Source organism: Luteimonas lutimaris, assembly GCF_039537065.1.
GTDB classification, from domain to species: domain Bacteria; phylum Pseudomonadota; class Gammaproteobacteria; order Xanthomonadales; family Xanthomonadaceae; genus Luteimonas; species Luteimonas lutimaris.
The window spans coordinates 1-19,504 of the sequence record NZ_BAAAZU010000024.1 but is presented as its reverse complement, the minus strand read 5'-3'; the positions used below and the strand labels follow the sequence as shown (position 1 = coordinate 19,504).

Below are 19,504 nucleotides of genomic sequence, written 5' to 3'. Positions count from 1 at the left end.
CACCTGCAACAGCCTTAAATCAAGGGCAGGAACAGCAACAGCAAAACGCCCTACCGGCCTGGTAAATCTTTTAAGGTGTACACGGGGCGTACAACAGAAGGCCCTAAAAAGGCCCTGACTAGTACACGGGGTGTACCAGTCGTGCATGTTGTTGTACACGGGGCGTACAACGTCGGCCCTGACTGGTACACGGGGCGTACAACCGTTGTACACGGGGCGTACAACTCTTTTCGTTTTCATGCGACCACCTTCAGGTGACCGCGCCGCTTCTTTCCCTTCCGTCTGCCTTGCGTGCGGACGAATTGCGGACGCTCTTCTTTCCAGTCGTTAGACGGGATCATCGTGGGGTGCACGTCCAGATGATTCCCAGCCTTGTCGTCGATGCGGCGCCAGGTAAGCCCGTGCAGGGTCGCGCGGTTCCTCCCGCCTTGCCGGGTGCGGGCGATGATCCGGTAATGCTCCAGCTCTTCCACGGCGCGCTGAAGCGTTAGGGGCGAACTCCAGCCGCACTCCTTCATCAGCGTACGGGACGCGCACAGGTAGCCGTTGTTGAAGCCGGTGTACTGCCGCGACAAGTCCATCAGCAGCTTGTTCGCCCACGGGCTTAGCCGGGTGAAGTTGGGGTGCCGGAACAGGGTCAGCGGGATCACAAACGCCGCGCCGCCGTCGATGTCATTCCATCGGTTGTCTTTCTTCTTGCCCATGCTTGTCCCTTGACGGGGCCAGCCCTTACACTGGCCCCGCACTCGTTGCTCGATTGCACCTGAAGCCCCAGCCGCGCCAACGGTCTGGGGTTTCGCTTATTTGCCGTCCGGCAGCACCAGCAGCAGACGCTTGCCCGAGTAGCGGCGCGGCATCGCCGTGAACGGGACGAACGCGCACTGCGTGACCTCCCGCACCTCGACCTCGCCGACGACACGGCCGTACACGGTGGAACCCTGCTCCCGGTCCGGCAGCGTCGCCTCGACTTCCTCGCGCGTGCAGGCTCGGGCAGTCATGACTTGGCCTCCCGCTTCATCGCGGTGATGGCCTCGATCTCCTCGATCATGTCGGCCACCGCCCAGCAGGCGTTCGCCATCGCGTTGGGCGGCATTTCATCCTCGCGGCTTACGGCCATGCCGACGCACCAGGCGATGGCCTTGGCCTTCGCCGCCAAGTCGCCGGCCCGGTTCACGCTGTCAAAGGGAAGGAACCAAGCGCCGCCCTCGGGGTTGGCCTCCTTCGTCATCTGCCCCAGCGCGTCGAACATCTTCCCGGCGAGTTTGTTGTCGTCTTCGCTCTCGGCGCGCACGTACAGCACGCGGGCGGCTTCATCCATCGTGGCGAGAATGTCAGCGGGAGTCATGCCGCCCTCCCCGCGCTCTCGCGCTCCAGCTTGGCGATGAACTCCTCCAAAGCCTTGGCCGGGATGAGTCGCCTGCGGCCATCCTTGATCGACCGGAGCGCCCCATCGGCGATAGCGCCATACAATCTCGTCCTGGTGCAACCCGTGGCCGCGACAGCCTCGGGGATGGTGTAGCTAAGTTTCTGATTTGCGGCCATTTTCTGTTGTCCTGTGTCCGGTTGGGTATAACCGCGTGCCACTGCGGTAGTGCCACACTGCCACGGCACTACTTCAGTGTCAAGTGTCGGCGGCACTGTTCTAGTGCCATAATCCCGGTATGACAGAAGAACAGACAGTCAGGACTCAAATCCGGCTCCCGGCAGATATGCACGCGGAGTTGGTCGAAAGCGCCAAGGCAAGCGGACGCTCGCTCAATGCGGAAATGATTCACGTTTTGGCAGCTGGCTTTAGCTCGAAAGCCTTGGAAGCGAAGGTCGCCGCACGTACCGAAGAAGTAACGCGCGCGCTGGTCGAGTTAGAAGCCGGGCACGGTCGCCTAATGGACTATCAACGCCAGCTGGAACGCAAACTCCGCGAATACGAAGGGGAAGACTCCCCCAGTCTTGCCAAGCTCCGTAGAGACTTGGCGGATTCGGTCAAGTAGCGTTCAAATTTTGAACACCCACAAAAAACCCCGCGCCAGGCGGGGTTGTTGTTGTCAGGTTCCCAGCAGCTCCACAGCCTCCGCCAGCTTGTCCGGCGCAAGGTGGGCATAGCGCAGCGTCATGCGGATGTCAGAGTGGCCCAGCAGCTCGCGGACGGTGTTCAAGTCCACGCCCTTCATGACCAGCCGCGACGCGAACGTGTGGCGCAGGTCGTGGAACCGGAAGTCGGCCAGCTTCGCCTCCGTGCAAAGCGCCTCCCAGCTCGAATTGATATTGCCCATCCGGCCGCCGCCCGGTGACGGGAACACCAGCCGGCCCGACGCCTGTTTCTTCCAGCGGGTCAGCACGTCCAGGGCCTCGGCATTCAGCGGCAGGTGGCGAGCCTTGCGGGACTTCGCGTTGCCGGCCGTGACGGTCAGCAGCTTGCCGGGCAGGTTCACGCTGGCCCATTCCAGCCCCAGCAGCTCGCCGCGCCGCATGCCGGTATTCAGGGCCAGCAGGACCATCGGCATCAGGTGATCGGTGTAGCCCTTCGCCGGCCACTCTGGATGGCCCGTGGTGCCCCGTGCGGCATGCCAGGCATTGTGCCGTTGCCGGCTGGCCCTGCGTTGCCCCTCACGGGCCACCAGCGCGCCCCTGAGCGCCTTCTCTTCCTGGGCGGTCAGGTAGCGGACGCGGCTATCGTCGCCGCCCTTGGCCTGCTTGACGGTCCGCATGGGGTGTTCCGGGATCATCCCCCAATCGACCGCCCGCGACAGCGCGCCACGTATGCGGGACAGGTCGCGGTTCACCGTCGCCGGCTTGATCTTGTCCTTGAGCCGCTTGGCCTTGATCCGCTCGAAGTCGAACGGGGACAGGCTGGCGAGCGTGCGGTCGTACAGGTCGCCGAACACCGATTCGATGGCGTCCACGGTGGCCTGCCCGGCCTTCTGATTGGCCTTGGCCCAGCCGGCGTAGTGATCGCGGATGAAGTCGCCCAGGGTGTCCGCTTGGGGCTTGCTCGCTGCGATGACCGCCAGCGGGGCGCCATGCTCGGCAGACTCCGACAGCGCCGCCAGCGCGGCCTTGCGGGCGCCGGCCACCGTCATGACCGGATACCGGCCCAACGTGCGCCTCTTGCCCCGGTCCCAACTCACGATGAAGGATTTGACCCCGGACGGCTGCACGCGCAACAGCAGGCCGCGCAGGCCGGTATCGTGGATTTCGTAGGGCTTGGCCTTCGGCTTGGCGGCGTCGGCAACGCCTGGGGACAGCTTCGATTTCATCCGTAAGTGCATCCGTAAGTGCAAATCGGACAATATCGCCCTATCCAGCCGGACGCAACAGGACAATCAAATCAGGGACTTAGCCGTAACTGCCTGAATGGAAAAGGGCTGAAATCGCGTTGACATGGTAGGGGTCACATGTTCGAACCCTGTACCGCCCACCACTCGCGAGAGTGGAACGAATTGCGGCGCGGCCTTCGGGTTGCGCCGTTTGTATTTCAGGGCATCGGATTCGACTGCTGGAACCCGGGATTTGCAGGGGCGGCAGCAGCCGCAGGCTTCTTGTTCACGGCCCGGGAAACCAGAAGCTCGCGGCTGAAGCCGCTCCTACAGGGGGTCAGGAGTCGCGCAATCACCCCACCAGCGCGGCTTCCTTGAGGCGGTGGATGCGGTCGCGCACGCGGGCGGCCTCCTCGAACTCCAGGTCGCGGGCGTGCTGGTACATCTGCTGCTCCAACACCTTGAGCTTGGCCACCGCCTGCGCCGGGTCGAGCGTGGCGTAATCCTCGCCCTCCTCCGCCACGCGGCGCTGCTTGCCGCGGCCCTTCTTCTCCATCCCGGGCCCGACGTGCGCGCCCTCCATGATGTCGACGATGTTCTTCTGCACGGACTGCGGGGTGATCCCGTGCTCGGTGTTGTACTCGACCTGCTTCGCGCGGCGGCGGTCGGTCTCGTCGATCGCACGCTGCATCGAATCGGTGACCCGGTCGGCGTACAGGATCGCCTTGCCGCGCAGGTTGCGCGCGGCGCGGCCGATGGTCTGGATCAGCGAGCCGGTCGAACGCAGGAAGCCTTCCTTGTCGGCGTCCAGGATCGCCACCAGCGAGACCTCGGGCATGTCCAGGCCTTCGCGCAGCAGGTTGATGCCGACCAGCACGTCGAACTTGCCCATGCGCAGGTCGCGGATGATCTCCACGCGCTCCACGGTGTCGATGTCCGAGTGCAGGTAGCGCACGCGCACGTCGTGCTCGCCCAGGTACTCGGTGAGGTTTTCGGCCATGCGCTTGGTGAGGGTGGTGATCAGCACACGGTCGCCCATGCCCACGCGCAGGTTGATCTCGCCGAGCACGTCGTCGACCTGGGTGGCGACCGGGCGGATCTCCACCTCCGGATCGATCAGCCCGGTAGGCCGCACCACCAGTTCCACCACCTGGTCGCCGGACTTCTCCTTCTCGTACTTGCCCGGCGTGGCCGACACGAAGATGGCGCGCGGCGAGCGCCCCTCCCACTCCTCGAACCGCAGCGGCCGGTTGTCCAGCGCCGACGGCAGCCGGAAGCCGAACTCCACCAGCGTCTCCTTGCGCGAGCGGTCGCCCTTGTACATCGCCCCGATCTGCGGGACGGTCACGTGCGACTCGTCGACCACCAGCAGCGCGTCCGGCGGCAGGTAGTCGAACAGCGTCGGCGGCGGCTCGCCGGCCTCGCGCCGGGTCAGGTGGCGCGAGTAGTTCTCGATGCCGTTGCAGTAGCCGACCTCGGCCATCATCTCCAGGTCGAACTGGGTGCGCTGCGCTAGGCGCTGCGCCTCGACCAGCTTGTTCTGCGCATACAGCTGTTCAAGCCGCGCCTTGAGCTCGACCTTGATCGTCTCGATGGCGTTGAGCACGCTCTCGCGGGTACTGGCGTAGTGGGTCTTGGGATACACGGTGTAGCGCGGCACCCGGCGCTGTACCTCGCCGGTGAGCGGGTCGAACAGACTCAGGTTCTCGACCTCGCCGTCGAACAGCTCGATACGCAGCGCCTCGGCCTCCGACTCCGCCGGGTGCACGTCGATCACTTCGCCGCGCACGCGGTAGGTGCCGCGGCGCAGTTCGGTGTCGTTGCGGGTGTACTGCAGCTCGGTGAGGTGACGGATCAGCTGGCGCTGCTCGATGTGCTCGCCGCGAGCCAGGATCAGGCGCAGCTTGAGGTAATCCTCGGGATCGCCCAGGCCGTAGATCGCCGACACCGTGGCGACGATCACGGCATCCGGCCGCGACAGCAGCGCCTTGGTCGCCGACAGCCGCATCTGCTCGATGTGCTCGTTCATCGAGCTGTCCTTGTCGATGAACGTATCCGACGACGGGATGTACGCCTCGGGCTGGTAGTAGTCGTAGTAGCTGACGAAGTACTCCACCGCGTTGTGCGGGAAGAACGACTTGAACTCGCCGTACAGCTGCGCCGCCAGCGTCTTGTTGGGCGCCATGACGATGGTCGGCTTCTGCACCTGCTGGATCACGTTGGCGATCGTGTAGGTCTTGCCCGAACCGGTCACGCCCAGCAACGTCTGCCTGGCCAGCCCGCTCTCGAAGCCGTCGACGAGCTTCTCGATCGCCTGCGGCTGGTCGCCCGCCGGTTCGTAAGGAGAGACGAGCTGGAAGCTGGCCGGGTGTAGGGAATCGGGCATTGGTGTCGGGGGGAGCGTGGGGGATCGGTCAGTCTAGCGAGTCCACAGACGTGGGGCTGCAATGGGGGTTGGGCAACCGCCTGCTTCCAGCAGCCCTGCCCCAACACGCACCCCTGTGGGAGCGGCCATGGCCGCGATGTCACGGGAATACGCTAAACGGCCACGGCCGCTCCCACAGGGGAGGAATTTGTCCCGCCCGCACCGGCCACCTGCCTCAAACCAGCCTCCCGGCAGCCCGAATACCCCGACGCGGATTTCAGACTTCCCTGACACGAGATCACCAGCCGCACCGATACCCGGTCACCGGCCCGGCTTCTAACCTGACCGCTCCACTGGCACGGAGCCGAACATGAACCGCAAGGAAGCGGGATTTACCCTGATCGAACTGCTCATCACCATGGCAGTGCTTGCCACCCTGGCTGCCATCGCACTCCCCTCCTTCAGCGCGCTTTTGCAGCGGAGCAGTGAATCGGCGACTTACCACCTGCTCACGACATCGCTGGCCACGGCGCGCCTGCGAGCGGTCAAGGACAATGCACCCGTCACCGTGTGCCCCAGTGCCGATGGAAGCACCTGCCGCAGCGACGGCGTCTGGAGCGATGGCTGGATCCTCTACCGTGATCCCGACCGCGACCCCCAGCCGCCCACGGCGGATGCAGTCATCCAACGCCTCGACGACGTCGGCCACGCACTACAGCTCAGGAGCACGCCCGGCCGCCACCGCGTCCGTTTCCTGCCCAGCGGCTGGGCATACGGCAGCAACCTCACCATCCGCCTGTGTCGTCCGGGCAGCGGAGGCTTTTTGGGCAGCGTGATCGTCAACAATGCCGGCAGGCCCCGGACCGAACGCCAGCCTGCAGGCAGCCCCTGTCCGTTCAGCGTTGAAGCCGGCTGACGCCCCGCCAGCGCCTGTCGCATCGCCATTGCTTGACCCGGGCCGCTGACCGCCTAAAATACCCGTCCCCGCCCGAATAGCTCAGCTGGTTAGAGCACTTGACTGTTAATCAGGGGGTCGTTGGTTCGAGTCCAACTTCGGGCGCCAGATCGCTGTACGCGGGTGTTCACCAACATCCGGCATCGGATCAAAAGGTCCGGTAAAACAAGCAGATACGAAATCCTGATGCCCGCGGATGTCCACCGACGTCCGCGGGCATCTTCGTATGATGTGAGTAGATCTGTGAGTAGACTCGCGGCCCGCTACGGTGCGGACAGCGATCACTCCCACATCCGTCCGATCGTGATGGCGCCTCTGTGCGGCGTGTCCACTGTTGCGGACCGCCAGCAACCGATAGAACGTCGGAGATGACCCTCTCCGACACCCGCATCCGCAGCCTCAAGCCCCGGGACAAGATCTACCGCCTGGCGGATGCTCACGGATTGTGCCTTGAGGTCACGCCATCCGGCTCCAAGCTCTGGCGTTACCGCTACCGGTGGGCAGGAAAGGCCACGATGCTTTCGTTGGGGCCCTATCCGATCGTCGGCCTGGCCGAGGCACGAAGGAAGGTTCTGGAGCTTCGCGAGCAGCTGATCGCCGGGCTGGATCCGGGCGAGCTGCGACGCAAGCCCAGGCAGCGTCAGGAAGCCACTGACGCCGCTCGGTTCGAAGCAGTTGCACGGGCTTGGCGAGAGAGCAAGGCGACCCGCCTCAAACCCAAGACACTGACGAAGCTGGATGCCATCCTCGATCGGGACCTCATCCCCGGCCTTGGCAGGATTGGCATGGACGAACTGGCAACTCCCGAGGTGGTGGCTGTCCTCGAGAAGATCACCGCACGTGCGCCGCACATGGCGCAAAAGGCACGCAGCTACCTGAACCAGATTGTCGAATTCGCCGTCAAGAAGGGCCTCCGCAAGGACGGGCGCACGCTGACACTCCGGGGCGTAGTGCACTTGCCCAAGACGAAAGGCCTGCCTGCAGCCATCAACGAGGATGCCTTGCGCGAAGTCATGCAGATCGTGAGGAGCCACCCGGACGTGATGATTGCTACGGCGCTGCAACTGCAGGCCTACACGGCCCTGCGCCCCAGCAACGTGGTGACGGCACGCTGGTCGGCAATCAACCTGGATAAGGGCATCTGGCGCATCCCGGGGGAGCAGATGAAAACCGGTGAAGACCATGACTTGCCACTGCCAAGGCAAGCGATGGCCCTGCTACGGGACGCCTTGAAGTGGCGGCGCGGCGGCAGCAAGAAAGACTGGGTATTCCCCGCCATCTCCGAGCGAACGACACCACACATGTGCCGCGACACGTTGAGCAAGGCACTGCGAGACAACGGCCTTGCGGGGAAGCATGTCCCCCATGGATTCCGTGCAAGCCTTCGCACGATGGCACGCGAAGAACTTGATGCCGATATCGATGCGCTCGAGGCCCAACTGGCTCATTCGGTCGGGGATGCAACACAGAAGGCATACAACCGCGCGAAACTTCTCAAGAAGCGTTTCGGAATCATGCAGCAGTGGGCGGACTATCTGGACCGGCTCATTAAGACTTCGAGAGAGAGTCCATCGGCCTGAAAACAATGGCGCTGAAAAAGCGGCAGGAATCGGCCAGAAGCGGACAGAAACCTCAGTGCCAAGTCAGAGGATCCCGATCTTCCGTAGCCACAGTAGGGCATCCTCCGTCCACCGATCCGTTGCCTTGCCTTGTTTCCTGACCCCGAAAGCATGCCCGCCGGTGCCGTAGAGGATGAGATCCACATCGGCCCCGGCCTTCTTCAGCTCCCGCTCGTAGACTAGGGAATAGTGGACGGGATCGACCGCATCGTCCTTGGCGTGGATGAGCAACGTGGGCGGCACGTCCGGTGAAACGACGATGTCGGTGTTGAGCTCTTGCGCGGCGATGGCCTTTGGCGTTTTGTTCTTGTGCTCCATCGTCATGTGGCCCGGATAAACCGGGATCGCGAAGTCGGGACGAGGGCTTACGTGGTCGATCGCATCGATGGGATCGTAGGAACGCGCGTTGAAGGCCGTGCTGGCAAGGATCGCGAGGTTTCCTCCGGCCGAGAATCCCATGACGCCGATCTTGTCCGGGTCGATGCCGTAGTCGCTAGCGTTGTAACGGACGATGGAGATCGCTCGTTGCGCGTCCTGCAGCGCCATCGGAGTATCGGGCGCGTCATGCCGGCGGGTTTCCCGGTTCCAGTTGCACCCGGTATTGGGGACTCGGTACTTCACGAGGATGCATGTGACGCCGGCGTCGGTCAGCCACTTGCAGACATCGGCACCGTCGGGTCCGATCGTACTGTGCGGTCCGATCGCCAGGGCCTTGTAGCCGCCGCCCGGGAAAACGAGGATGGCCGATCGGGTCGAACGTACCTTCGGCGGATAGAACAGGAGGGACGGATGGGTGACTGCCCATTTTTCGTCGGCAAGCGCGTCGATACCGTCCTGCAGGACCCGCGAGTCTTCGGGCCACAGCGGCACCTCCCGCGAATGGCCCGCTGCGAGCGACGTGCCCGAAGAGGAATGGGCCAACACGAAGACGACTATCAGTTTGGAAAGACGGAAGGAAGCCACTGCGTCATTTCCTTTGGCACGCTGGGCCGTAGCCCGCTGATTGCACGTGAGCTTAGGCTGGCTGTGTCCGGCAAACAATCCACCGCGCCGAACAAAGCGTGGCCAGAGCGTTGCGGATTTCCTCATACCTGGGTTGGGCCGACCCACTGCGAAGAAGAGCAACTTGATAGGCCGGAGATCTGTTTACAAGCACCGCTGAGGTGAGAGCCACTACGGTCTCCGCCCCGGCGCCTGACCGATACAGGACATGGTCCACAGCCGCTATCGGCCAGAGGTGGTCATCCCGGAACATTCACTGGAGTTTGGTGCGGAAGTGGAAGCACTCAATCCCGAAGCCCTCGCGAAAGTAGAACCGGTGCGCCTGTTCCCGGGTGGTGCGAGAGATCAACTGGATTTCACTGCAGCCAAGTGCACGCCCCTCGTCCTTGAGTTTGGAAATCAACTTTGCACCGTAGCCGCGCGAACGTACGCGCTCGTCGGCAACGAGGTCGTCAATGTAGACAAGGCTCCCGCAGTACAGCATGTTCATGACGCGGTACGAGGCTACAGCCCTTACTACACCGTCCTCCAGAAGCGCCAGCAGCCTGAGTCCGTCACTTGCCATGAGGCTGCGGATCATCGGGACATACCGGGTCTGCTCGAGATGGGGCCGGAGTTGCTGCATGACCTCGAAGGTCGCGGCAATTTCGTCGTCGGTTTCTGCGTAGGCGATGCTGATTGTCATTGAAGTCTGTCTACCCAATAGGAAGGCTTGTACTACCGCTGGTGCTGCCGGACTTCAACTGCGTCGAAGGGACTGGTGTTTCGATGGGCGGGTTGCGTCAAACGATTCTCCAGCCAAGCATGGCTGACGCAATCGCCGCGGACAGCAGGACGCCGAGACCGAGGAGGCCCCATGTCCGACGGTTCGCGCGGGCCACCGGCACGCCATGCGCAATCATCACGGCCCGCACCGCGCAACACAGATGGGCAAGCAACAGGAAAACGCCCAGTGCGTAATGCGGGATGAGGCGCACATCCCACGGGTCGGCGGTCAATCCGTTTGGCGCACTTGTCGCCCACGCCCAGTTCGTATCGGTGCCGAAGTAGCGCGCCAGCGTGAACACCGAGTTCACGTGTGCGAGAAGGAATGCCGCGAGATAGATCCCAGAAGCGGTTTGCAATGTCCCCAGGAAGTCAGCGCGGACAGCAATCTTCGGGCGCCACAGGACCAGTCCGGAAATCACCTGCAACCCGATGATGCCGATCAGCAACGGCTCGACCAGTCCATTGCGATACACCACGCGCAACATATCCATGACGCGATGGTGAACCTCGTCGCCCCACAGGGCCGACAGGTGATTGCCCAGGTGCGGCCCGAGGAAAACCACGAGGATCGCCACGGCCGTTACCCCATGCATCACTCTCAACACCGCATTGCGCCGACGCGGGACTGATGGTCCAACACTCGCGGCGTGACCGTCCCCGGGCTCGGCGAACTGCTGCATGAGGGTTGCCGCGGCGACGGCCAACCAAAGCGCCGTCCATACCGCCACGTCCATACCCTCGACGCGCATGAGGAAAAGCAACACCCCCATGAATACGAACAGCGGAGGTGCGGCGGTGACGAGGTGGGAAATGCGTCGCGCCATCCGTACCCGAGGCCTCTGAACGTCGCTGCGCCCCGACACAAAGGCACCCAGCAGGCCCAGCGCGCTCACGCCGAAGGCCAGGATCAGGGCTCCCACGGCGAGGCCCAGGCTGCCATCGACCGAATTGAGCTGATTGTGGAAAACGGCCAGCAGGTGCGGATAGGCAAGCGCCGCCATGACGCAAGGGACCCAGGCCCATGCGATGAGGGAACTGCCCGTGACGCGGGTCAGGGCAGGGGGGTCACGCGATGCCGTCATGTTGCCTTCCCCTGGTTCGTCATCAGTCGTGTGCATTCATGACATTGACGAACCAGAACCAACCAACGTGACATTGAAGGAGAGCGCCATGACGTTTGACGATGGTCTCGACCCGGTCCACCACGGCGGCCCCGATACGGGAGTGTGACGATCGATTCGGGAGTGCGTCACTTCGCACCGCTGGCGTGCAGCACGACGATGCCGGCCATGACCAGACCGACACCGGCCAGCCGCGTGGGCGTCAGCGCCTCGGAAAACAACAGCGTGCCTGCCAGCACCGTGCCGGTGGCACCGATACCGGTCCAGACCGCATAGGCGCTGCCAACCGGCAGCACGGCCAGCGCACGGCCGAGTAAGAACACGAACGCCGCCAGCGACAGCAACGACAGCGCGGTCCAGCCCGGACGCGTATAGCCCTGGGAGAGCTTCATCGTCGTTGCCCACAACACGTCGACCAGCCCGGCGGCGACCAGCATTACCCAGGCGGTCGAAGGCGTCATCGCCGGCAACCCGCTCATGCCGCCTTCTCGCGACGCAATGCTTCGCCGACGCTGTCGCGTGCACGCACGCGCTCCAGATACGCGGCCAGTCTCGGGAACGAGGTCAACGACACCTTCAGGAGTCGCGACCAGTCAGCGATGGTGAACAGATAGGCGTCGGCAATGCCGAAGCGGTCGCCAAGCAACCAGTCCCGCCCTTCCAGATGATGCTCGACATGGGCGAAGCGGTTGTCGATGCGCATGCGCGCCACCTGCATCGCCTGCTCGCCGTATTCGGGATGGAACAGCCAGGGACTGAACGACTTGTGCAGCTCGGAGCTGATGAAGGTGAGCCATTGCTGCAGCTCGACGCGTTCGAAGGTACCGGCGGCAGGAGCGAGGCCGGCGGCGGGGTGGAGATCGGCCAGGTACTGCATGATCGCCACGCCTTCACCGAGCAGGCGGCCATCGTCCAGCTCCAGCAGCGGCACGTAGCCCAGCGGGTTGAGCCGGCGATAGTCGCTACCGTCGTCTGCCACGACCGGGTCCGGGCCAATGCGCACGCGGCGTAGTTCGACATCGAGTCCGAGTTCGCGGATGACGATGTGCGGCGCCAGCGAGCAGGTGCGCGGGGTGAAGTAGAGTTTCATGGTCGACTCCTGTTGGGGAGTCGACAATCTCGGGGCAATCCACGCCCGCGCCAATACGGCGAAACGACAAGGTTTGCTTGCGCATGCGACACGAACGGCTGTCCCTGGAAGACCTGGAATTGGTGCGTTCGATCGGCACCAGCGGCAGCCTGGCGGGTGCGGTGAAGGCACTCGATGTCGACCACTCCAGCGCGTTCCGACGCCTGGCCGCGATCGAGTCGCGGACCGGTGCGGCGCTGTTCCGGCGCAGCCGCCGCGGCTACACGCCGACCGATGCTGGCGAGCTGGTGATCGTCGCCGCGCAACGCATCCTCGCCGATGCCGAGGGATTGCAGCGACAACTGGCGGGAGGTGACTCGCGGGCCGAGGGTCGCATCCGCATTACCGTGCCCGACACCCTGATGCGCGTGACCGCGGGCATGTGTGCGGCGTTCGTGGCCGCGCACCCGGCGCTGCGTTGCGACCTGGTCGTCGCCAATGCCTTTTCCAGCCTGCAGCAGCGCGATGTCGACGTCGCGCTGCGCGCCAGCACTTTGCCACCGGACGGACTGTCGGCGAAACGGCTCGGCCCGATTGCGACCGCGGCGTATGCGCCTGTCGGCGAGAAGCGTGGCGCGGCACTTCCCGCTGGCCGCTGGATTGGTTTCGACGAGACGCTGTCGCACCTGTCATCGGCGCGCTGGCTGCGCGAGCACGTGCCGGACGCCGCGATCGCGATGCGGGTCAATGCATTGCCGGCCGCGCTGGCGGCCTGCCAGGCGGGGATCGGCCGGGCGTTGCTGCCCGCCTATTTCGGCGATGCGGCCGATGGCCTGAAGCGCCTGCCGACTGCCTTGCCCGATATCCGCACCGACCTGTGGTTCGCGACGCACCCGGATCTGCGGCGCTCGGCGCGGGTGCGCCTGCTGCGGGAGTTTGCCGCGGACTGGTTGCCCGCGCGTGTCGCGGGGATTTGAGCTACATCAAGCATCCAGCATCACCACTCCGATCTCGCCGATGCGCGAGGGATCGGCAACGATCTCGATTGCCACGACCTTCCCACCCGCAATGGCGAAGCGAATCACCACCCGCGGCGTTCCGCCCGGCGCCCACACCGCGCCGACCATGCCATCCACCAGCGCCGGCTGCGCGCCCTGCGCACGCCCGGAGAACGTGTCGGCGACGGTGTTCGCCCCATGTACCTCCGTCGCCAGGTCCGGCGCGCCCCGGCTGCGATTGGCTACGCTCGCCTCCACCGCGACGCGGTCGGCGCGTAGCACGACGTCGGGATCGAGCACCGCGAGCAACGCAGCGAAATCACCACTGCGCGATGCGGCGAGGAACGCGTCGACGACCTTGCGTTGGCGGCCAATGTCGGTCTCGGCCACCGTCGCCGCACCCTGCACGCGACGACGGGCACGGCTGGCGAGTTGCCGGGTCGCGGTCGGGGTGCGGCCGACGATCGGGGCGATGCGATCAAACGGCACAGCGAACATATCGTGCAACACGAACGCAAGCCGTTCGGCCGGTGCCAGTGTTTCCAGCACCACCAGCAGCGCCGGACCAACCGAGTCAGCCAGTTGCGCCTGCTGTTCGGGGTCGCTGCTGTCGGTGTCGCTGGCAAACGCGTCCGCTGCGTGCCCGTCCAGCGATTCCTCACGGCGCGATTTCCGCGCGCGCAATGCGTCCAGGCAGATGCGGGCGACGACGGTGGTCAGCCAGCCGCCCAGATTGTCGACATCGTCGGTGTCGGAGCGGCTGAGCCGCAACCAGGCTTCCTGCACGACATCATCGGCCTCGCTCGCCGAGCCGAGCATGCGGTAGGCGACTGCACGCAGGTGGTTGCGATTGGTCTCGAACTGCCGGGCCAGCCAGTCGTGTTCGTTCATCGGTCACGTTTCCGGTTCTTTGTTTCGTCATGGGAGTGACGGGCCAGCGCGTATCGATGTGACGGGCGGGCCCGCATCCCCACGACAATCTACTGGAGCACACCCGATGCAAGCACGAATGAAGAACCCCGCGATGCTGATCCCCGACGCCATGCAGGCGATCATGGCGCTGCACGCGTCGGTGGAGAAATGCGGCGTGGCAGCGACCACGCTCGGCCTGGCGCACCTGCGCGCGAGCCAGATCAATGGCTGCGCGCCGTGCATCGAAATGGGCCGTCAGCAGGCGAAGAAGAACGAGGAAACCGAGCAACGCCTGTTTGCGGTGTCGGCCTGGCGCGAGGCGCCGTGGTTCACCGATGCCGAGCGCGCGGCGCTGGCGCTGACCGAGGCCGTAACACGCCTGAGCGACCGTACCGACCCGGTGCCGGACGCGGTCTGGGACGAAGCGGCGCGGCACTTCGATGAGTCCGCGCTGGCGGCGCTGGTGATGTCGATTGCGACCACCAACCTGTTCAACCGGGTCAACGTCAGCACGCGCCAGGTGGCGGGAGCCTGGTAACCCACTCTCGATGCTCGTCCTGGTCGGCGATATCGACTTGATCGCCGGCCAGGACACGCTCGGCCGGTAGCTGCAGGACTAGTGCGCCAACTTGAGTGTGGCCACGCCGGCAACGATCAACGCGACGCCCAGGTACCGCGCGAGCGACGTAGGGTCGCCGTAGTACAGAACGCCGACGAGGAAGGTCCCGGCTGCTCCGATACCTGTCCAAACCGCGTATGCCGTGCCCATGGGGATGTGGCGTTGCGCGAGCCACAACATGAATCCACTGACGGCCATGAAGCCGACGGCCACGGCGATACCCGGCCATCGGGTGGCAGGCTCCTGAGCCATCTTCAGACCGACCGGCCAGCCGATCTCGAAAAGCCCGGCGAGTACCAGATACATCCAGCTCATTGTTCAACTCGTCCTGCAGGGTCGATGTTCCGGCCTCATGGCCCTGTTCATTGAAACCGGCGGCACTGCCGGGATCCAGTTCTCGTACGATGGCGAATAAACGGAGCATCGCATGACCAGAATCCTAGGCATTTCCGGCAGCCTGCGCGCCGGTTCGTTCAATACCGCCTTGCTGCGCTCCGCGCAGTCGCTGGGCGGGCCGGGTGTGCAGTTGGACGCCGCCACCCTGCACGGCATCCCGCTCTACGACGGCGACGCCGAACAGCGCGACGGGCTGCCCGATGCGGTCGTCGAACTGAAGGATCGCATCGTCGCCAGCGATGGCGTGATGCTGTGTACGCCCGAACACAACAACGGCATTCCGGGTGTGTTCAAGAACGCGATCGATTGGCTCTCGCGGCCGGCCGAGGACATTCCGCGCGTGTTCGGCGACCGCCCTTTCGCTGTGATCGGCGCCTCGCCCGGAGGCTTCGGAACCATTCTTGCGCAGAGCGCCTGGCTACCCGTGTTGCGCACCTTGCGCGTGCGTTACTGGTCAGGCGGCCGGTTGCAGGTCTCACGCGCCCACCAGTTGATCGGCGCGGATGGCGAAGTATCCGACGAAGCCACACGCAAGCAGTTGGAAGTATTCATGCAAGGCTTCGCCCAGTTCGCCCGCCCAATGGCCAAGTGATCAGTGAGCTGCAGCCACGTGCCATCGTCGCGTTGAAAGCGCGGCACGCATGACCTGCGGCCGCGCCGGCGCGGACCGGCTTCTTCAACGACAGACGGCGACGGACTTCGACCGCTGATCGATCAGGACCACCGCATCCTGGAGCGCATGAGCGCCGACAAGCAGCTCAGGGAATTGCGCGGAGACGCGTACTTCCACGTCGGAAGCGCTTATCTCACCGACCCGGATGGGCCCACGTACCGTCGCGCGCCCGGTGTCGATCCGGCCGTTGGTGAGCTGTGCGCGGCCTGCCTGCTCCAGCGGACCCGCAGCGACCTTCTCGTACAGCGCTTGAGGAAGCACGAAGCTGATATTGGCACCCGTATCCAGATGTCCCACGGTCTGCAGCGCACCGATCGACACCGGTACGCGAAAGGCGCGCTCGTAGCTGAGGACGTTATCGCCAGACACCGGCAGCCGCTGCTCGCGACTGAACGACAGGGTCTTGCCTGGATAATCGATGACCAGCAGCCCGTCGGTAAAGAACTCGCGGGCGATGATTCCCGAGAACACCGCATCCGGAGCATTGCGGCTGTTGTAGTCGCGTGCGATGACCTCCAGGTCGCGTCGGACAACGCCGCCGAGCTCAAGCGAGTCCAGGCGCGTCGTCGCCACGCTCGCGCTTTTTACTCCGTCCGACGTGGTGGCCTCTCCGTGCATCGACAGGCCCAGCAAAGTGACCAGACTGGTGTCCGCACGGCCCATCCCGCTTGCGCCTGTATCAATCGCGAATCGGAACGGCCCGCGCCCATTGACCCGGGCCTGGACGTAGATGCGCCCGTCCACGGTTTCAAACGGGACGTGCACAAGCGCGTCCGCCAGTGGAACGTCCGCGAGCGCGCAGGCATCGTCCACTACCGCTGGAACAGGCGTCGCTGCTGTTGCGACACGTGCCGCTGCCAGAAGCATCGACGTCGCCACGACCTTTCCGAGCGTAACGATGCGTGGAGGACTGCTTCTGTGCCTGCTGCATGCCGACCGGGTCGGCATCGTGGTATCGGGTGTGGCCTTGCGGTCGAGCTGAGGTTGCCGGGGCATCAGACTTTCCTTGTAGAAGACGAAGCTGCGGTCGGCGTTCGCGGTGGTCGAACGAGGGCTGGCAGTGGTTTTGCGCAGCGCCGCGCACGAGCAGGCTGCCCGCCAGGCGTCCCGAGGGCGAGACCCAATGCGATGAAGCACGCGCATGGCCGACGGAAGCCGGAAAACCCGGACTGAAAGACGCGAGGGTCTTCCACTCGGTCGCTTCTTGCCATCGAGCCCGCCTTCATTGATGACTCGAGAGTCGCCTATGCCGGCTTTCAAGCCTGCTTCCGCTTCCGGCCAGAACCGGCCATTGGCGAGCGGTCAATCCGCTCCGGCCCAGGTTCCCTCCTTAATCACGTGCCAGCGTCGCCCCATTTCATAGTCCGGCGCTTCGGAAGATCAGCACTGGGCAATGGTGTCGAGCCGGGTTCGGCGGCGCCGCCGCAGAGGCCCCGGCCCCAACTCATACAGCTACCACCCGTCGAACTGGTCGCGCCCATGTTGCCGAGCCTGAGCGAAGATTCAGTGAGATATAGCGAATCCAGAGACATGCACTGCAGGCGACAGGGCAAAAGAAGCGCGCAGGTCACGTACTTCTTCAACCGGGGTTCGCCCGAAGAACCGTTTGAACTCACGACTGAACTGCGAGGGGCTTTCATAGCCGACGCGAGCTGAGGCAGCGGCTGCGGTAACGCCATCGCGAATCATCAGCAGCCGGGCCTGATGCAGACGCATCGACTTGATGTACTGGATCGGCGAGGTCTGTGTAACAGTCTTAAAATGCGCGTGAAAGGCCGGCACGCTCATGCCGGCCTCGCCCGCCAGGTGGGCGACGTCGAGGGCCTGCGCATAGTCGGCGTGGATGCGCCGTAGTGCCTTGGCGACCTTACCGAATTGCCCCTGGTGCGCCAAAGCCGCCCGCATGGCGCCGCCCTGTTCCCCGACGAGCACACGGAAACAGATTTCCCGCACGATCGCCGGCCCGAGGATCTGCGCTTCGAGCGGGGAGGCGAGGACCTCAAGCAGACGCAGCGTTGCATCGGCCAGAACTTCCCCGAGTGGAGTCGAAACCATGCCACGTGGCGCAACGTTTGTGTGGTCCCGCGACTGGCCGATGGCCAGTACCAGGTCCGCCACTGCCGTCAGATCCAGGCGCAGGGAGACGGCCAGCATCGGCTGGGCTTCGCTGGCTTCGGTTTCCGTGGAGAAAGGCAGCGGGACCGACAGCACCAGGTAATGCTGGGCATCGTAGAGATAGATCTCATCTCCCAGGAAGCCGCGTTTGCGACCCTGGCAAACGATCACGATGCTCGGCTCGTAGAGCACAGGCGTACGTCCCAAGGGACGATCGGAGCGCATGAAGCGGACGCCGTCGAGTGCAGACAAGGTGTAACCCTCGTTCGGCGCGAGTTCTGTCAGCAGGTTGGTCATGCGTCGGGAGACGGCGACGTCGGCGGCAGGCATGCTTGGTTCACTCGGTTCAAGAGGGGTCGCGCGATAGGAATTGTCCAGCAGCGTCCGGAAATTGTCGATCGAGATCGTTGCTCGCTATAGCAATAGGCAATAGCCACAGAGTTGTGGGTATTCGCACGACGTAGCGTCGTTCCTAGCATGGACATCTGCGGAATGCCTCCGCAAGAGGGGAGCCGACGTGTCCAAAACCATAGAGCCCAAAGTCATTCTCATCACGGGAGCCAGCAGCGGCATCGGCGAAGCCACCGCTCGCCTTCTTGCTGCCCAGGGGCATCACCTCGTCATCGGCGCGCGCCGGACAGATCGGCTGGCTGCATTGGCCGACGAGTTCCAGGCCAGTGGTGGCTCAGTACGATACCGCGCGCTGGACGTCACCTCTTTGAAAGATATGAACGCCTTCGCCGGGTTCGCCATGGACGCGTTCGGACGGATCGAAGTCATCGTCAACAACGCGGGTGTCATGCCGCTGTCGCCACTGGCCGCGCTCAAGGTGGAGGAATGGAATCGCATGATCGACGTGAATATTCGCGGCGTGCTGCATGGCATGGCGGCGGTGTTGCCACGCATGCAGACACAGGGTTACGGCCAGGTGATCAACATGTCTTCCATTGGCGGATTGGCCGTATCGCCCACCGCAGCCGTGTACTGCGCAACGAAATTCGCGGTGCGCGCCATCTCGGACGGTCTTCGCCAGGAGAGCGACAGGATCCGTGTGACGGTGATCTGCCCTGGCGTAGTCGAATCCGAGTTGGCCGATGCGATCTCCGACGATACAGCCCGCAGTGCCATGCGCGAATTCCGCCGTATAGCGCTGTCCCCCGACGCCATCGCACGTGCAATTTCCTATGCGATCGAGCAGCCGGCGGGAGTGGATGTGAGTGAAATCGTGGTGCGGCCAACAGCGAGCCCCTATTGATTGCCAGTCCAGGCAAAAGAAGAACGAACATGACATCCAGCACATCAAATAGTGAAGCGACATTCGACGGCAAGGTCGCCATCGTGACAGGTGCTGCAAGTGGTATCGGGCTTGCGACGACGGAGCTTCTGCACGCGCGAGGCGCAAGGGTCATCGCGGTGGGAAGGAGTTCAAACGTCGACAAGCTGGCTCGTCCTGGCATCGTTCCGCTGGTTGCCGACGTGGCATACGAAGAGAGTGCGGTACGCGCGGTGACCCTGGCTAGAGACACCTTCGGAAAGCTCGATGTTCTCGTGAACAACGCCGGCATCATCTGAACCGCCCCGGGAATCCCGGAGGCTCGTTGGTGTGAGTCACGCCGCCATGGCGAGCTCACGGGTCTG

23 protein-coding genes and 1 tRNA gene are annotated in these 19,504 nt (G+C 64.2%); 9 read left to right on the top strand and 15 right to left on the bottom strand.

Annotated elements, in window-relative coordinates:
• Nucleotides 1-236: 236 nt before the first annotated feature.
• The 4 genes from ABD679_RS11500 to ABD679_RS15645 all read right to left on the bottom strand — a co-directional run bounded on the left by ABD679_RS11500 (nt 237) and on the right by ABD679_RS15645 (nt 1,542).
• On the bottom strand, nt 237-704 hold the full coding sequence (locus ABD679_RS11500) for a hypothetical protein (protein ID WP_344760126.1): 468 nt from the start codon (nt 702-704) through the stop codon (nt 237-239).
• Nucleotides 705-800: 96 nt separating this feature from the next.
• Entirely contained in the window at nt 801-998 is a 198-nt protein-coding gene (locus ABD679_RS11495) for a hypothetical protein (protein WP_344760125.1), read from the bottom strand.
• The gene (locus ABD679_RS11490; protein ID WP_344760124.1) at nt 995-1,345 is read right to left on the bottom strand and encodes a hypothetical protein; all 351 of its coding nucleotides are present in this window, start codon (nt 1,343-1,345) and stop codon (nt 995-997) included. Before ABD679_RS11490 ends, ABD679_RS11495 begins: the two co-directional genes overlap by 4 nt.
• Nucleotides 1,342-1,542: a helix-turn-helix domain-containing protein gene (locus tag ABD679_RS15645; RefSeq protein WP_425561892.1), complete on the bottom strand. Its 201-nt coding sequence runs from the start codon at nt 1,540-1,542 to the stop codon at nt 1,342-1,344. The genes ABD679_RS11490 and ABD679_RS15645 overlap by 4 nt, the downstream gene beginning before the upstream one ends.
• Nucleotides 1,543-1,661: 119 nt before the next feature.
• Here ABD679_RS15645 and ABD679_RS11485 point away from each other — a divergent pair, with 119 nt between their 5' ends.
• Nucleotides 1,662-1,988, top strand: coding sequence for an Arc family DNA-binding protein (locus tag ABD679_RS11485; RefSeq protein ID WP_344760123.1), 327 nt, complete (start codon nt 1,662-1,664; stop codon nt 1,986-1,988).
• A gap of 54 nt (nt 1,989-2,042) precedes the next feature.
• On the opposite strand, the gene ABD679_RS11480 is transcribed toward ABD679_RS11485, so the two are convergent.
• Both ABD679_RS11480 and uvrB read right to left on the bottom strand, forming a co-directional pair.
• Nucleotides 2,043-3,254 carry a phage integrase gene (locus ABD679_RS11480; RefSeq protein WP_344760122.1) on the bottom strand — a complete coding sequence of 404 codons (1,212 nt, stop codon included), beginning with the start codon at nt 3,252-3,254 and terminating at the stop codon, nt 2,043-2,045.
• A gap of 352 nt (nt 3,255-3,606) precedes the next feature.
• The gene (gene uvrB / locus ABD679_RS11475; protein ID WP_344760121.1) at nt 3,607-5,640 is read right to left on the bottom strand and encodes an excinuclease ABC subunit UvrB; all 2,034 of its coding nucleotides are present in this window, start codon (nt 5,638-5,640) and stop codon (nt 3,607-3,609) included.
• A gap of 349 nt (nt 5,641-5,989) precedes the next feature.
• Between uvrB and ABD679_RS11470 the strand changes: the two genes are divergently transcribed.
• The 3 genes from ABD679_RS11470 to ABD679_RS11460 all read left to right on the top strand — a co-directional run bounded on the left by ABD679_RS11470 (nt 5,990) and on the right by ABD679_RS11460 (nt 8,154).
• On the top strand, nt 5,990-6,535 hold the full coding sequence (locus tag ABD679_RS11470; RefSeq protein ID WP_344760120.1) for a GspH/FimT family pseudopilin: 546 nt from the start codon (nt 5,990-5,992) through the stop codon (nt 6,533-6,535).
• Nucleotides 6,536-6,605: 70 nt separating this feature from the next.
• Nucleotides 6,606-6,682, top strand: a tRNA-Asn gene (locus ABD679_RS11465).
• Between the two features lie 260 nt (nt 6,683-6,942).
• The gene (locus ABD679_RS11460) at nt 6,943-8,154 is read left to right on the top strand and encodes a tyrosine-type recombinase/integrase (RefSeq protein ID WP_344760119.1); all 1,212 of its coding nucleotides are present in this window, start codon (nt 6,943-6,945) and stop codon (nt 8,152-8,154) included.
• A gap of 63 nt (nt 8,155-8,217) precedes the next feature.
• On the opposite strand, the gene ABD679_RS11455 is transcribed toward ABD679_RS11460, so the two are convergent.
• The 5 genes from ABD679_RS11455 to gstA all read right to left on the bottom strand — a co-directional run bounded on the left by ABD679_RS11455 (nt 8,218) and on the right by gstA (nt 12,174).
• Nucleotides 8,218-9,156 (bottom strand): alpha/beta hydrolase, encoded by a 939-nt coding sequence (locus ABD679_RS11455; protein WP_344760118.1) that lies wholly within the window; start codon nt 9,154-9,156, stop codon nt 8,218-8,220.
• 292 nt (nt 9,157-9,448) lie between these two features.
• Nucleotides 9,449-9,880 carry a GNAT family N-acetyltransferase gene (locus ABD679_RS11450; protein WP_344760117.1) on the bottom strand — a complete coding sequence of 144 codons (432 nt, stop codon included), beginning with the start codon at nt 9,878-9,880 and terminating at the stop codon, nt 9,449-9,451.
• 97 nt (nt 9,881-9,977) lie between these two features.
• Nucleotides 9,978-11,045 carry a hypothetical protein gene (locus ABD679_RS11445; RefSeq protein WP_344760116.1) on the bottom strand — a complete coding sequence of 356 codons (1,068 nt, stop codon included), beginning with the start codon at nt 11,043-11,045 and terminating at the stop codon, nt 9,978-9,980.
• 167 nt (nt 11,046-11,212) lie between these two features.
• Nucleotides 11,213-11,563, bottom strand: coding sequence for a DMT family transporter (locus ABD679_RS11440; RefSeq protein ID WP_344760114.1), 351 nt, complete (start codon nt 11,561-11,563; stop codon nt 11,213-11,215).
• Nucleotides 11,560-12,174, bottom strand: coding sequence for a glutathione transferase GstA (gene gstA / locus ABD679_RS11435; RefSeq protein WP_344760113.1), 615 nt, complete (start codon nt 12,172-12,174; stop codon nt 11,560-11,562). The genes ABD679_RS11440 and gstA overlap by 4 nt, the downstream gene beginning before the upstream one ends.
• Nucleotides 12,175-12,257: 83 nt before the next feature.
• Here gstA and ABD679_RS11430 point away from each other — a divergent pair, with 83 nt between their 5' ends.
• Nucleotides 12,258-13,130 (top strand): LysR family transcriptional regulator, encoded by an 873-nt coding sequence (locus ABD679_RS11430; RefSeq protein ID WP_344760112.1) that lies wholly within the window; start codon nt 12,258-12,260, stop codon nt 13,128-13,130.
• Between the two features lie 6 nt (nt 13,131-13,136).
• On the opposite strand, the gene ABD679_RS11425 is transcribed toward ABD679_RS11430, so the two are convergent.
• Nucleotides 13,137-14,042, bottom strand: a complete 906-nt coding sequence (locus ABD679_RS11425; protein ID WP_344760111.1) for a sigma-70 family RNA polymerase sigma factor — start codon at nt 14,040-14,042, stop codon at nt 13,137-13,139.
• A gap of 106 nt (nt 14,043-14,148) precedes the next feature.
• On the opposite strand from ABD679_RS11425, the gene ABD679_RS11420 reads away from it, so the two are divergent.
• Nucleotides 14,149-14,601, top strand: coding sequence for a carboxymuconolactone decarboxylase family protein (locus ABD679_RS11420; RefSeq protein WP_344760110.1), 453 nt, complete (start codon nt 14,149-14,151; stop codon nt 14,599-14,601).
• A 78-nt stretch (nt 14,602-14,679) separates the two neighbouring features.
• Here ABD679_RS11420 and ABD679_RS11415 read toward each other — a convergent pair whose 3' ends face one another.
• Entirely contained in the window at nt 14,680-14,997 is a 318-nt protein-coding gene (locus tag ABD679_RS11415; RefSeq protein WP_344760109.1) for a DMT family transporter, read from the bottom strand.
• A gap of 112 nt (nt 14,998-15,109) precedes the next feature.
• Between ABD679_RS11415 and ABD679_RS11410 the strand changes: the two genes are divergently transcribed.
• The gene (locus tag ABD679_RS11410) at nt 15,110-15,670 is read left to right on the top strand and encodes an NADPH-dependent FMN reductase (protein ID WP_344760108.1); all 561 of its coding nucleotides are present in this window, start codon (nt 15,110-15,112) and stop codon (nt 15,668-15,670) included.
• An 84-nt stretch (nt 15,671-15,754) separates the two neighbouring features.
• Here the strand turns inward: ABD679_RS11410 and ABD679_RS11405 are convergent, their stop codons facing one another.
• Complete coding sequence (locus tag ABD679_RS11405) at nt 15,755-17,011, bottom strand: aspartyl protease family protein (RefSeq protein ID WP_344760107.1); 1,257 nt, start codon at nt 17,009-17,011, stop codon at nt 15,755-15,757.
• Nucleotides 17,012-17,254: 243 nt separating this feature from the next.
• Nucleotides 17,255-18,163 (bottom strand): AraC family transcriptional regulator, encoded by a 909-nt coding sequence (locus ABD679_RS11400; RefSeq protein WP_344760106.1) that lies wholly within the window; start codon nt 18,161-18,163, stop codon nt 17,255-17,257.
• Nucleotides 18,164-18,383: 220 nt separating this feature from the next.
• On the opposite strand from ABD679_RS11400, the gene ABD679_RS11395 reads away from it, so the two are divergent.
• On the top strand, nt 18,384-19,121 hold the full coding sequence (locus ABD679_RS11395) for an SDR family oxidoreductase (RefSeq protein WP_343275595.1): 738 nt from the start codon (nt 18,384-18,386) through the stop codon (nt 19,119-19,121).
• A gap of 29 nt (nt 19,122-19,150) precedes the next feature.
• Entirely contained in the window at nt 19,151-19,438 is a 288-nt protein-coding gene (locus ABD679_RS11390) for an SDR family oxidoreductase (RefSeq protein ID WP_344760105.1), read from the top strand.
• Nucleotides 19,439-19,504: the final 66 nt, after the last annotated feature.